General features: G+C 35.8%; 16 protein-coding genes. 4 read left to right on the top strand and 12 right to left on the bottom strand.

What is annotated here, in order from left to right; translation table 11 throughout:
- The first annotated feature begins 27 nt into the window (after nucleotides 1-27).
- The gene (locus tag E3E24_RS07345) at nucleotides 28-300 is read left to right on the top strand and encodes a UPF0175 family protein (RefSeq protein ID WP_167915806.1); all 273 of its coding nucleotides are present in this window, start codon (nucleotides 28-30) and stop codon (nucleotides 298-300) included.
- Nucleotides 291-764: a DUF3368 domain-containing protein gene (locus tag E3E24_RS07340; protein ID WP_167915805.1), complete on the top strand. Its 474-nt coding sequence runs from the start codon at nucleotides 291-293 to the stop codon at nucleotides 762-764. The genes E3E24_RS07345 and E3E24_RS07340 overlap by 10 nt, the downstream gene beginning before the upstream one ends.
- A gap of 236 nt (nucleotides 765-1,000) precedes the next feature.
- Here E3E24_RS07340 and E3E24_RS07335 read toward each other — a convergent pair whose 3' ends face one another.
- The 4 genes from E3E24_RS07335 to E3E24_RS07320 form a co-directional block, all read right to left on the bottom strand.
- Nucleotides 1,001-1,462 (bottom strand): DUF3368 domain-containing protein, encoded by a 462-nt coding sequence (locus E3E24_RS07335; RefSeq protein WP_167915804.1) that lies wholly within the window; start codon nucleotides 1,460-1,462, stop codon nucleotides 1,001-1,003.
- Nucleotides 1,446-1,718, bottom strand: coding sequence for a hypothetical protein (locus E3E24_RS07330; protein WP_004070062.1), 273 nt, complete (start codon nucleotides 1,716-1,718; stop codon nucleotides 1,446-1,448). The genes E3E24_RS07335 and E3E24_RS07330 overlap by 17 nt, the downstream gene beginning before the upstream one ends.
- Before the next feature lie 129 nt (nucleotides 1,719-1,847).
- Nucleotides 1,848-2,801, bottom strand: a complete 954-nt coding sequence (locus E3E24_RS07325) for a nucleotidyl transferase AbiEii/AbiGii toxin family protein (protein ID WP_167915803.1) — start codon at nucleotides 2,799-2,801, stop codon at nucleotides 1,848-1,850.
- Nucleotides 2,764-3,393 carry a hypothetical protein gene (locus E3E24_RS07320; RefSeq protein WP_167915802.1) on the bottom strand — a complete coding sequence of 210 codons (630 nt, stop codon included), beginning with the start codon at nucleotides 3,391-3,393 and terminating at the stop codon, nucleotides 2,764-2,766. The genes E3E24_RS07325 and E3E24_RS07320 overlap by 38 nt, the downstream gene beginning before the upstream one ends.
- A 248-nt stretch (nucleotides 3,394-3,641) precedes the next feature.
- On the opposite strand from E3E24_RS07320, the gene E3E24_RS07315 reads away from it, so the two are divergent.
- Together E3E24_RS07315 and E3E24_RS07310 are read left to right on the top strand one after the other, a co-directional pair.
- Complete coding sequence (locus tag E3E24_RS07315) at nucleotides 3,642-3,911, top strand: AbrB/MazE/SpoVT family DNA-binding domain-containing protein (protein WP_370520471.1); 270 nt, start codon at nucleotides 3,642-3,644, stop codon at nucleotides 3,909-3,911.
- Entirely contained in the window at nucleotides 3,880-4,302 is a 423-nt protein-coding gene (locus tag E3E24_RS07310) for a PIN domain-containing protein (protein ID WP_167885079.1), read from the top strand. Before E3E24_RS07315 ends, E3E24_RS07310 begins: the two co-directional genes overlap by 32 nt.
- Nucleotides 4,303-4,336: 34 nt before the next feature.
- On the opposite strand, the gene E3E24_RS07305 is transcribed toward E3E24_RS07310, so the two are convergent.
- From E3E24_RS07305 to E3E24_RS07270, 8 genes are read right to left on the bottom strand one after another with little or no spacing between them, the layout of a single operon-like run.
- A complete protein-coding gene (locus E3E24_RS07305) occupies nucleotides 4,337-6,607 on the bottom strand; it encodes a hypothetical protein (RefSeq protein ID WP_167915801.1) in 2,271 nt (756 codons plus the stop codon).
- 1 nt (nucleotide 6,608) lies between these two features.
- On the bottom strand, nucleotides 6,609-7,730 hold the full coding sequence (locus E3E24_RS07300; protein WP_167915800.1) for a glycosyltransferase family 4 protein: 1,122 nt from the start codon (nucleotides 7,728-7,730) through the stop codon (nucleotides 6,609-6,611).
- 1 nt (nucleotide 7,731) lies between these two features.
- Complete coding sequence (locus E3E24_RS07295) at nucleotides 7,732-8,424, bottom strand: class I SAM-dependent methyltransferase (RefSeq protein WP_167915799.1); 693 nt, start codon at nucleotides 8,422-8,424, stop codon at nucleotides 7,732-7,734.
- The gene (locus E3E24_RS07290) at nucleotides 8,409-9,323 is read right to left on the bottom strand and encodes a glycosyltransferase family 2 protein (protein WP_167915798.1); all 915 of its coding nucleotides are present in this window, start codon (nucleotides 9,321-9,323) and stop codon (nucleotides 8,409-8,411) included. The genes E3E24_RS07295 and E3E24_RS07290 overlap by 16 nt, the downstream gene beginning before the upstream one ends.
- A 6-nt stretch (nucleotides 9,324-9,329) precedes the next feature.
- Entirely contained in the window at nucleotides 9,330-10,217 is an 888-nt protein-coding gene (locus E3E24_RS07285; protein WP_167915797.1) for a sulfotransferase, read from the bottom strand.
- Between the two features lie 5 nt (nucleotides 10,218-10,222).
- Complete coding sequence (locus E3E24_RS07280; RefSeq protein WP_167915796.1) at nucleotides 10,223-11,302, bottom strand: glycosyltransferase family 4 protein; 1,080 nt, start codon at nucleotides 11,300-11,302, stop codon at nucleotides 10,223-10,225.
- Nucleotides 11,299-12,024, bottom strand: coding sequence for a glycosyltransferase family 2 protein (locus E3E24_RS07275; protein WP_167915795.1), 726 nt, complete (start codon nucleotides 12,022-12,024; stop codon nucleotides 11,299-11,301). Before E3E24_RS07275 ends, E3E24_RS07280 begins: the two co-directional genes overlap by 4 nt.
- Nucleotides 12,024-13,301 carry an oligosaccharide flippase family protein gene (locus E3E24_RS07270; RefSeq protein WP_240912550.1) on the bottom strand — a complete coding sequence of 426 codons (1,278 nt, stop codon included), beginning with the start codon at nucleotides 13,299-13,301 and terminating at the stop codon, nucleotides 12,024-12,026. The genes E3E24_RS07275 and E3E24_RS07270 overlap by 1 nt, the downstream gene beginning before the upstream one ends.
- Between the last annotated feature and the right edge of the window lie 23 nt (nucleotides 13,302-13,324).

The raw sequence follows: 13,324 nt of genomic DNA, 5'->3' as shown, positions 1-13,324 counted from the left end.
AACTCATTAAATCCAAACGGTGAGAGAATGGAAGAGCTTTGGATGATAAGCGAGTTCGAAAAGATTGCTGCACTTAATCCAGATCGGATAATAAAGCTCCTAAAAAAAGATAAAGAGTTATTTTGGGAAATCATAGTTAGTGCTTACCTCGACAGAAAAATCAGCTTGGGAAAAGCGGCAGAACTTTTTGGGATTACCAGAGAAGAGTTAATTAAAGAATTCCATAAAAGGGGAATCCCCATTAGGAAGCTGAGCAAGGAAGATGCCATAGCAGAGGTGGAGGCACTGGAGTGTTTGTGATTGATAATACAGTGCTATCAAACTTTGCTAAGGTTGGAAAGCTCGAATTATTAAAAGATGTTCTAGGGGATTCTATAATAACGAAGGAGGTTCTGGAAGAATTCAACCTCGGACTCAAAAGAGGAATTTTGCCAAAGGTTGAACTTCCTTTTAAAGTTGTAGAACTCGAAAATGAGGAAATTAGACTTTACGAAAAACTTCGTGTGAGCTTAGGGAAAGGAGAAGCCTCCTGCATCGCAGTGGCAAAAAATAGAAAGGGAATATTTCTTAGTGATGATTTAGATGCCAGAAAGACTGCGTATCTTTTAGGAGTTAAAGTTTCTGGCACAATTGGTGTTCTAGCATTGAGCGTCAAAACTGGCATTCTAACACTGGAAGAGGCGGATAGAATTCTAAGAGAGATGGTTAAAAATGGCTTTTACTCCCCAATAGAGAGTTTAGGAGAAGTCCTGAAAGGGCGATAGTTTCAGCCTAAAGCTTGAACATCAGATCGGAATTTATATTGATTACATAAATAACTTCCTTAAGTTCTTGAAGCGGATTCTTTGCTTTAATTTATCCAGGAATTTCTTAGCTTTTCTTTACCAATCTCCTGGCCCACCTATCACCTTTTTCTCTCCTCCAGTCGTAGAAGATGTAGAAGATGCTCAAGACGAAGGTTGTTTAGCATTCAAAAATAATAAACGGATAAGGAGATAGGTTAGTCTTTGAAAATCTCAAAGAACAGCTCTTTTTTAATTCTGAAACCTACTTGAGTTAGCTCTTTAAAAAGGTCTTCAGGCTCAAATTTGGCTAAGTTTAATTCTTTTAAAAGCTTTAGAATGCCTAATGTTCCGATTACCTTAACTCCTTCGCTTCTCGCAACTTTCCTAGCTTTTAAATCATCCAAAGCAACCCAACACTTATTCCTCTTCGCCAAGATTATTGCTTCGGTTTCTCCTTTATGCAGACCTACAATCCCCTCTGCAGTTACTTGGAGAACTTTAATTTTTCCCATGCTAATCAGTTCAGCAATCTTCTTCGAGGATTCGTCATTTTTTGCTCTAATTTCATCATAGACTGCCTTTGGGATTATAACCTCACTAAAGATATCAAAGACTTTGTCGAGATATCTTAGCTTTTCTAGGAAGATTAATGGGGAGGTGTTAAAGACTATTCTCACTTTTTAGCTCCTCCAGGAGCTTTTTGACGGCTTCTTTTTCTAAATTAGCTTCTTCTTCATCCAAGAATGAATAGTCAATTTCGAGAAGGTCTAAAAGAAATGCGAGCTTTTCCCTATCGAGCTTGAGAAGCTCGGCAGCTTTTTCAAACGTTATTTGATGAGAGACCAGCAAACCTAACACTTTGAAAAACCTCTCCTTTTCCTCATAAGTTTTGAACAGAGGAAATCCCCAAACAACTTTTTCTATTTCTTGCATAGTAATCACTGAGATTAAATGGATTGGAGGAAATAAAAACATTTCTCTCTATCAAACTAAACCCCAGTGGGCTAACGCTTTAAGACGGCTAGGAACTCTTTAGCTTTTCTTTCCAATCTCTTGGCCCACCTATCGCCCTTCTCTCTCCTCCAGTCGTAAAATACATTCCCCTATATCTTTTAGCAACTCTGAAAACCTATTAAGAAACCGATAGAATTCTGATGGTGGTTTAACAATGAACATCTCTCTTTCAAAAGGATTTTCAAGGATTTCTTCAATGCTTAAATATTTTACGTTTCTGTTAAGATTCTCCCTGTACTTTTTATACCGCATCACTTCTTTTGTTTTCTTAATGATTTCGTCCTTAAACGCCTCTGCTCTTAATCCCTCCTTTTCAAGCATAAAAATATCATAAAAGTCACGAAGTTTCTGTGTGCGTCTTGTAAGAATTGCCCTAACTTTTTCACAGAGAATCTCTTCTTTGCTGTAAGCTAGAACTTTTACTGGAGTATAGAACTTTAGAAAGTCTTTGAAATAAGCTATTTCCTCATCTGTAATTTCAGCATTGTCAATAAGTGTTCTTGCCATAACAGGTTTAGGCTCAAAAAAGAGCTTTTCAACGAAATTAACTTGAACTTTTATGAGCTCATTCCCATCCCATAATTTAAATGTTACCATCCTGCTTCCAGCACCAAATTCAACGTAATTTTTGTTTTTAACATCGTTTTTGAAATCCACACCAAGTTCTTTTGCAGTTAATTCAAGAACAGAGCCAAATTTCCCAGTCTCCTTAAGTAACTCCTTTCTCAACCTCTTTTTTCCAAGATTTTTCCATGTGCTTTGATCTCTCCATGTAAAGTCAAGATCAACGCTAAAACGGTAATAGCCTAAGTAGCATTTAACCAGACAACTTCCTCCTTTGAACAAATAGCTATCCCTAAGAGAAGAAGAAAAGATATCCTTCAGGATTCTATGGATCAAAATGTCCCTTTTTACAAGTGAAGAGTTCCTAATATTGGACTTCTCCACCACAAATTCGACAAACTCAGACAACTCCGGCATTTTTAGCAACCTCTCTAACACTCTTTGGGTAGAACTTTAAATATTCCGCAATTTTTCTTTTTTTAATCTTAGTCCTATATTCATCAACCACTGAAATAATTCTCTCCTCTGGAACAGACCTGTATCTGGAGATGTAGATTATGTCGAGTATCGTTTTCTCAAGGTCAGAAAATTTTATTCCATTTTTTTCAATTACCCCAAATCCAAAAAGGCTCTTTTTGAGCTTAATGAATTTGACATTTTCTCCATTAATGTTTATTGGTCTTGGTCTGTAGATAGCATCACTCAAAACGAAAATTGTTGGGAAATATTCATGAGTAACTCCATTAAGCCTCAGAGCAGTGTACAAACCAAAATACCAGTCTATTCCTAGCTTATCCATGCCGAGAGAAATTAACCTAAGTGTATCAATGCTCTTTTTGAGCTTGAACTCTTCGAGAGTTTTGACATAGTAGAGACCTCTTAAAATCCTCACGAGATATCCGTAGGATATCATGAAGTTTATTGTTCTGTCAACATCTGCCTTAAACCTTTCACATACCTCTTCTATTTCTTCCTTCCTCGCGACTTTTCCACCAAATTCGGAAAGTATGTATTTGATTAGCTTTTTCATGGTTGTTATTTATGTAACAATCCTTAAAAAAGTTAATGGTTGTTACATAAATAACTTCCTTAAGTTCTCGAATTAACCTTCTTAACCTCAAACGTAGAAGCTTCACCTTGTCATAAGATGTAAAAATTCTAAGATGAAAAGATTCACTAGACTATTGATTAGTAATAATTTGTTACATTTTATAGATCTTATTATAACAGTAATCACTTGAGAAATCTTTAAATACTGTTTGTCAAAAAGTTGGATTGGTGGGAAAAGTGGGAATTACTAGGGTTGATGAAAAGGGTAGGATTTTGCTCCCAAAAGATATTAGGAGAAAGCTGAAGATTAAGAAGGGGGAAGAGTTCTTGGTAACAGAAATTGACAATGAAACAATAATATTAAAGCGTTTTAATGTGAAGCAGATGCTCCAAGAGCTCATAGCAAAGGCAAAGAAGGTAGATATTGACAAGCTAGAAAAGGAAACAGAGGAAGAGGGGAATAGAGTTGCCAAAGAAAAATACAAGATTTCTGATTGATACTAACGTTTTCATTGCTGCAGTAAAAAAGGGCTGGACAAAAACAACGGATCTGCTCCTTTATCTGCTTACTTCGGATTATGAGCTTGTTGGGAATGATGTCCTCCTTGCTGAGTATAAGAAGTATGCCGAAGCACTTAATGCAATGGATTTCTTCGAGTTTCTAAGAAAAAGGACTAAAATCGTGAATCCCTCAAGGGAGGAAGTTCTTAAGTGTTTGAAGTACTTCCCTCTAAACCAAGTTGCTGATGCTGTTCACGCCGCTACCTGCCTCAAAACCAGGGCTGTTATCATAACTAACGATAAGCACTTTGAAAAGATTGGCAAAGAAGGTTTAATTGAGGTCTGGAAAATTGAAAAAGCCATAAAAGAACTATTACAAAAAGAATAAAAAATTGAAGGAAGCTTTTTTCCTAGTTAGGAGGTTAATGCCCCTTTATCTTGACTCTACTAATTATCCTTCTGAACTTCTCTTCCAATTTCTTAGCCCACCTATCGCCCTTCTCTCTCCTCCAGTCGTAGAAGATGTAGGAGAGGCTTAAGATGAAGGTTGTTAAGGAGATTATTAATCCCCTCTCGAACCAGTCTTGAGGAGTGTATCTTAAGACTATTTCAAGATTTCCGGTTTGGTTGACCCAGAAGCCGTTGATTACTCCATAGACAGGAACTGGAGAAACTTTTTCCACTAATTTACCATCTTTGTAAACCCTAGCTTCCCACAGCGGGTCGTAGGATTCGGCAAATAGAATCATTGAGGGTTTTGTTAAATTGAGGGTTACAGTATAAAGAGTGGGGTTAATCATAGAATACTCAGTTTTATTAAATTGGTAACTACCTATATTGTTAGCTATAAAAATTTCACCGAAAACATAAGGATTAGTATACACCACATACATATTTCCGAATGCTTTAGTCTTCATGAGGCGATATTTTTTTGAGAAATAGTAAAAATTAGATAGCTGATTTGATATTCCTCTTTCTGAAGCGGATATCCTTTCCTGTGCAGATAAATTAATGTCGTTCCTAATTATAATATATTTATAATTTCCGATTATTAATGCGTTGAGGAGCTCAATTTGTTTTGTTTCATTTTTGGTAAAATCTGGGGAGGACAATAGTTCAAAGAGCTTATCTGTAATATTAGACTTTTTAGCGGCACATCCGGTATTTTTACCAGGTAGATATATTGTGTAGTCTAGCCCATAGTACCAAGTAGACTTTATCCAAGTCCCTCTTGAGAATGGGATGTATAGTATCCAGCTGGATCTCTCAAAAGATTGTTGTTCGAGAGTCTGTTTTAGCTCTAGGAATTCTAAAGGAATAACTGCTTTTGCTGGGTGTCCTCCGTAATCATATGCAGTCATACCTAAAAAAAGAGGCTTGCCAACTATTAATAAGCTTGTTATATATATTGTGAGCAATGCAAATTTCAAGTGACGTGGTTTGTTTAATTTTAGACTATTCTCGTTAGAGAAAATATATGAAATAAAATTTGTTGTAATGAGAAGTAGTGCAATCTGAAGGAGATAATTAAATTTATCAAAAGTATTTCTAAATGCCCAGAACGGAGAGAGTTTAAATATTAAAAAGTTATAAATTGGGGAAAAAACTCCTAGAGGCATTAGTGTTAAGAATATAGCAAGTGTTAAGAACATTAGAGAAAATAGTGTATATTTTCTTCTACTTTTGTATTCCTTTAAGGAGATCAAATTTACTATAAGAACAGTAGTTACAAACAGCGCCCACACAATAAACACTGGGGGTTGGATATAATAATTATTATAGGCATACAATCCATTCCAGAGCTTGGTGGGATAAAACAAGAGAGGAGAATACAGAGTTATTGTCTTTTTATATGCTGATATCCATGCTATTTTTCCTGTATTTTGAATTTTTCCTGTAACTAGCGAAACAGTTTGGGCAGAAGTAGATATGATACCTGAAATGAACCAGGACATTAGTAGTGTAAAAACTATCCCGTTAATTAATAAACTTCTTTTGTTAACCTTACTATAATTTAATATAAGAATAAAACTTAACATTATGACCAAATTTGCTAGTAGTGTTATATTCACAAATCCAAATGATAATATTGATATAATCACACTATAAGCTAATATCTTCCTTAGGGCTTTTCTTACGTTGTTTTCAAAGAGCATATCAACGAATATATACAATGCTAACGGGAAGATGGCATAGCTAAAAACTTGGTTGTTCGTGTCACCCCACCGATATGTGACCGGAATTGGAGATATTAAGTATATGAATGCGGATAGAAATGCTACAATCTTCTCATTTTTGGAGCTTACTTGAAATAATTCAAGTATCCTTAACACAAGCAAAAATGCACCAACAAATGCCATAAAGAATATCATCCACCAATATACGAATGCCTTCAAGTGTAGTCCCCATTTATCAAACACTGATAAAAACAGGTAAAAAGGAGCAGATATTAAATTAAAATACGCGGAGAATCCGTGTACATTAGTTTCCCATGTGTAAACAAACTTTGAGAGGATTGTGGCTTTATCTGTTATCAAAAATGCTCCCCCGTCTTTTCCCATTGTTATGCCATTGGTTATATAAAATGAAGCGAAATATGCTGAGAAAATAGCAAATATCAAAATAATGTCAATATCAACTGCCTTAATGGGGTTCTTTGTGGATAGCCTGTTAATAATATTTATCACCCCCATTTTATCTCTTGTCGTTGTATATTTTTAGGATTCTTTCGGCAATAATCTCCCATTGCCACCCTTTGCTAATCTTTTTATTAATTTTACCTATTTTTTTTGCTAACTTCCTGTTGTAATATAATGTTTTTATCGCCTCTATACATTCACTCTCGTTGTTAATCACGAGTCCACTTTTATGGTAAGTGACAAGATATGGCAATGCAGTTCTGTTGCTAACTATCACTGGCTTGCCCCGTGCCATGGCTTCTTTTGTTACAATTGATTCAGACTCAAAAAAAGAAACAATTATTAGCGCAATTGATGAGTCAATTAGAGCGTACTTGTTCTTACCTTCGACAGAACCTATAAAGTGTATCCTATCCTCCATATTCAAATCGGTAATTAGCTCTTTTAAATAATTATAATATTTCACTTCATGAACTGGTCCCGCAATTAGGAAGTCAACTCCATGTATCTTGCTGATGCATTTAATTGCAAGGTGTATATTTTTTATATGGGATATCCGCCCTAAAAATAATACATAAGGTCTATGTGTTAAGTGTGGTATCTTGGCTTTCTGGGGGGGTAGCGTATAGGCCAAGTCCTCAACTCCATTTGGAATAAATGTTATTTTATCTTCGTCTATACCCTCTTTAATTAGTTGCTTCCGTTCCCATATGCTAACTGCAATAACTCTATCAACAATATGATCTAAAAAGAACTTTCCAAGAGTCTTGTGGAGGAACTTTTTTATACTTTTTTTAGTTGGAGAATACTCTTCCCACCTAGGGGTATACCCTCCATGTGGAGTTAAAATTACTTTGGGTATTTTTTGTTTCTTTATGTGAGCTTTTAAAAAAAGTCTTGCCAGAAGTAGAATATTTGACAAATCAAAATTATGAAGGTGAATGATATCTATATTATCTAATGGAACTAACTTCCATAAGTGAGAATGCCTATAAACAGGAATATCTCCCATCTTCTCGAATTCCGGAAGCATGTTTCTTTTTGTAAGCGTGTCGCGGGAAGTATGTATCTCTACACTTATGCCTCTCTTTGAAAGCTCTCTAGCAAGATTGTAACAATGATTTTCAATCCCACCTTTTACTGGCAGAAAATGTCTTGTAATCAACACTACTTTCATTTTACTTGACCTCCAGGATATAGTGGTGAAATCCTGCAAAAATCACTGGAAATTTCGATATTGAGAATATCTGTTTTACATTAAACTGATAACTTCTGAATAATTGTATCCATTTATATCTCGGCAATTGAGAAATATGTGTGAGATCCGTATCTAATTCTATTGGCAATCCGGTTAATTTGCCAATGATTTTCCTCAGCCCTATGGGAAGTGAATTAAACAGTTCTATTGCAAAAACATTATCTAGCCTCACTATTACATACCTTTTAGCGACTCTATGAAACTCCTTTAATGCTACTCTTGGATCTGGTAAATGTTCTAAAATATTATTGGCGAGTATTATGTCAAATTCTTTATCTTCAAACTCTAAATTACATGCGTCTCTTACATAAAACTCAATCTCTGGGAATGTCTTTTTGGCTTCAGAGACAGCATGTTCTGATATGTCTACACCAACTACCCTCTTGAACCCAAGATCACTACTGGCCTTGCACTCGTATCCATATGCACATCCCACTACAAGAATACTAAATTCTCGAGGATTAATGTTTTCACTTTTAATGAATCTTTTCAATTCGGCTAGAGTTAACTCATAAACCCTCCTTCCTACTTTGTGATAATTTTTGTAACTGCTCCCCTTGCCACCTTTAAAGTAATCTATATCAAAGTCAAATTTAGCTATGCCTCCTTCCACAATATCCCCTCCTTAATCCCTTGTAGGTATCTAACTGCGAGCCTCACCCGTCCAATAATAGGTTTTTCTGAACTCGCCATAATTACAAACAAATAATATAATGTGATTGCCCAGTTGAAAATCAAAATGAATATCAAAAATTGCCACCATTTTGAGTATTTCTTGTGAAAGATAATTCTATTCCTCGCAGCATAATACACCCGCATTTCATTATCCAGACGTCCTTTTCTGTTGATGGGAATGTCATGCCAGACCTTTGCAGAAGGAATTGTATAAATCTCGTACCCCTTAAGAGAAGCTCTTTTGCAAAAATCCGCTTCCTCGTAGTGTATTGGAAAATTTCTACTATCAAAATACCCTACGCTATGGATAACCTTGCGTTTTATCATAAATGCGTTTGGAAAATCCTCGGAAGGTATTGGTTCTGAAAATTGCCCGATATCGATTTCATTCTTTCCAACGAACTTAGTTAGTGAAGTATAGTAGTTTCTTTTTACACCTGCACACCATACCCTGTGAGGATCTCTATAATAATACATAATTGGGCCAGCAATTCCAACTGTTGGTTTATCTTCCATAAATTTCACAAGTTCCCAGATACATTTTTTATCAATGACATTATCATCGTCAATCACAAAAATATAATCTCCAGTGGAATGTCTAATACCGATGTTCCTACTTTCAGCAACAAGTTTTTCTTTCTCGTTAAAAATGAATTTGACTCTGGGAAACTCTTGTACTAAATCATTATAATCTTCACCATCTGCGTCAACTACAACTATAATCTCCATTTTGTTTTTTGGGTAATCACTTTCTAGCAAGGAATCCAATAACCTCCTTAGTTTTTCTTTTCGTCTGTAAGTGGGTATTATCACCGAAACTAAGGGCAACTTGTTCATAAGGTCTCACCAGTCTAATTTGTATCCACACTTTTTCATTTCTTCTCCACATATTCTCTCAAAAGCTTCTCGCTTTTTTTGATCCCACTCTCTCCAATGGGGTAGCTTATACCTTACAGTTATATTCTTAGGTTTATTTATTGTTTCTTCCCAGATTTCTCTTGGAATCTCTAAATTAAGCGGTTTTAAAACATTCTTTTTAAAATAGTTATAGTCTGAAATAACTTTTTCGAATTGGATAGTTTTTCCGATGCACTCTCTTAAATATTTGTTTTCAATCATCCAATACCAACAGAGTTTCTCAAACCTTGACATTCTAGGCCATTCATCTCTCCAAGGATCATCTTCCTTAGGATAAATCCTCTTAGTATCATAAGCCCCTGGTTTCATAGTTTCACGAGAGTACATTGAACGAACAACATCCCGACCATCTCTGACTAAATGTAGTAATTTAGCTTTAGGGAATGCTTTTTTTAATGCATTACAGTGCCTTCTAAGAAAGCTATTAACTTCTCCATAGGTTTCTATATCAAATTTATGGACTCTTAAGTAAATTTCTTTTTTCCGAAAAGTTTGGATATACTTCTCAGCTTCTCTTGGATTATGAAAAGCTTCTTGATGAGGTATTGCTTCAATAAATGGTTCATGTACAACTAATGCTCCAGGTGCTTTGTTTAGTAAATCTGAGAGAAATTGTGTTCCAGAACGTCCTATAGATAATATAAAAAACACATTTTTGGTATTGAACCATTCTTCTATGTCATCCTCATCTATCCAAAAATACATATTAACTTTTATCTTCTTCATTAAAAGTATCCAACGCACATACCCCTCTTTAACCCATTGTGGAGAATTTCTTCTTAATCTCATGGGAATTTTCTCATGTAAATACAACAAAATCACCTCCTAACAACTTTCCAAATCACTATATTGAATTTCTCCGCGCTCTCATCCCAATTAAACCTTCTAGCCCATTCCAAAGCGTTTTCGCTTAATCTTTTCCTAAGGGCGTCATCCTCATACAATTCTTCAAGCGCTTCGCTCATAGCCTTAGGAGTGGGCTCACATAGCAAACCGTTATAGTTGTGCTTTATTGAATCCCTCAGCCCAGGAACATTATATCCAATCACGGGAGTTCCTAGGGCATTGGCTTCAATTACAACTCTTCCCCAGCCTTCTCTTATTCCGGGGACTAATAACACATGAGCTCTTTTCATGAGCTCAATCTTTTCTTTTTCGGGCACGAAGCCTTTAAACTCAATATTATCGTAATTGTACTGATTTTTAAGCTTTTCTATAAGCTCTCCTCTCCCAACGACCCAGAGTTTGCCCCTATCAAACATTTTAAACGCCATTATAGCGTCTTCAGGCTTTTTGGTTGGAGTTAATCTACCAACAAATATGACCGTAAATTCTTCTTCCTTTTCAGGAACTTTATCTAAAATATTTCCATCCAATCCATTGTAAACTATTTCAACATCTTTAAACCCCAACCTTTCCAAATCCTCCTTTGTAGATTCAGAGACGGTTATCGTTTTTATATTCACATAATGCTTTAGCCAATAGGGCTCCAAAAAGTGTTTTCCAATAAGATTAATCGGAAATGGAGTTTTATAATCCCAAAACTCAACTGCTAATTGGTGTATTAACGCAATTATTGGCTTATCAACGTATTTTGGGGTTAAGAATGGTCGAGTATTTATTTCGTCAATTACTATATCAAAATCGTTTTTATTCTCCTTGTAAAATCTCTTTGCATGTGAATAAACGGTGTCAAAGACACCAACTATCTTTCCCCTCCTGATTATTTCAATCCCGTCGATCTCGTCTCTTCTTTCTGCTCCTTCAAAGTGTGAGGTAAAGAGAGTAATTTCATAGCCTTTCTCAATTAGCCTTTTCGCGATTTCGTGAGTATAAACCTCAGCTCCTCCAGCCTCTGGATGCTTTATATCTTTCCAGTTAAGCCATAGCACTCTCATTTACTATCACCGTTATAGTAATGCAAAATGTTTTTCCTGTAAAATATTGCCATAGTATCTATGAACATTCTTGCTATTGCTTTATAATCTATAGAGGAATCAAAACTTTTATGTTCAATTTTAATTGGCAGTTCATAAATCTTGTACCCATACATATTTATCACGGTCAAAAGTTCCACATCAAAAGCATATTTTTTGACCAAAATCTTGGAAAATGCTTTCTCTAAAACCTCCCTCCTAAACACTTTAAGTCCAACTTGAGTATCACTGACATCTAACTTGAGCAACATTTTAACCAGTGTTCTATACCAAATGCTGAACAGCCTCCTTCTTTCAGAATACCTAACTCTTGCTCCCGGAAGGTATTTCGAGCCTATGACAACGTCATATCCATTTTGAAGGGTTTTCAAGAACCTTCTTATTTGAAAAGGAGGAATATCTAAATCCGCATCGAAGAATACGATTATCTCACCCCTACTCTTCTCAAAGCCCTTTTTCAGGGCATACCCCTTCCCCCTGTTCTTAGAATAGCTTACTAACCTGACATCTCTAAATGATTCACAGAGTTCTTTTGCTACCTGCAGTGTATTATCCCTAGAGCCATCGTTGATTATGATTATTTCATAGTCCAATCCCTTTAACTCTTTCATCGTTTCTCTAACTGCTTTTTCCAAGTTTTTCTCCTCATTGTATGCAGGCATTAGCACTGATATTGTAGGCATTACTTTTGCCTCCCAATATATATAAACAGCACAATTACCATTAAAATGCTTACTCCAGTTAACATATTTATTATTGTAGGAATGTTCTTACTGCCAAGAGACAACAGAACTATCTCAGTTGCGAGCAGTCCTAATAGATAGAAAGAAATATTTGTTTTGTTTATGGATAAAGAATAATTAACCATTACACTTGCCAATGAAAAGAACATCATCGCCAAGCCATACCTCCACAAATACGGCGCAACGCTGAGATACTTCTCTCCGTAAATGAACGTGATAATAAACTCCGGAAACAAAGCATAAGCTAAAACTATCCCACCAGAAATCAAAAGCGTCAAAACTAATCCCTTCAGCAATACGTGAAAATGCTCTTCCCCTTTCTCATGCATCTCAGCAGCTTTTGGGAATATTACCATGCCAACTGCTCCGGGAGCAAACAAAACGATTTTCCCCAACACAGAGATAGCAGAATACTGCCCAGCTTCTAAAGGAGAGAGATAATGCTTAACCAAAATAACATCAATGTTCCACATTGTTGTATAAGCGAATATTGCCAAAAAAGCTAAACTACTGTAGTTCACTATATCTCTAAGATTTATCCCATCATCTCCTTTAACTTTAAGCAAATCCCTGAGAAAGACCAATGTTATAAAAAGGGCAAATACATGAGCCAAAAACATCCCAGAAATGCCACCAACGACCCCAAAGCCAAGCAAAACAAGAACAACACCAAAGAAGAGTTTAAAGAACGACCATGAAGAAGTGCTTATTCCTAAAGCTCCAAATCTTTGTAGTCCCCTCAAAATCCCCTGATACACGGGGAGAACAAATCCGAAGGGTATTGATGCGAAGAGTATAATCACTAATAAAGAATTATCGATGTTGAGGAACTTAGAGATATATGGGCTTAAAATCACTACGCCCAAGAAAATTAGCCCACCAATCAGTGCTAGACTTTTGCTAGCCTTCACCAAAATTGTCTTAATTTTCCCATACTCGTTGTTTATCTTGTAAATTGATGTAAACTTTGTTATGGAAGTGTTCACCGTTGTAAAGAATACTGAGAATATATAGAATAGGGACAACAAACTAAAAAGCTCTCCATACTCTACTGGAGTCAATAACCTCCCCATAGAGAGCTGATATAGGTAGTTAAAGAAATTTGAAAGCATCATAGCAATCATCATGATAAACGTATCCCTGAAGAGACTGTGTTCAGATATTACAGTTTTTAGTGAATTCATTGTTTCAACCTCTTGAGATGTATATATTATCATTCTTTATTTGAGGGTAGCCTGAT

The organism is Thermococcus sp. LS2, assembly GCF_012027375.1.
GTDB lineage: Archaea > Methanobacteriota_B > Thermococci > Thermococcales > Thermococcaceae > Thermococcus_B.
This window is presented reverse-complemented; position numbering and strand designations above follow the sequence as displayed.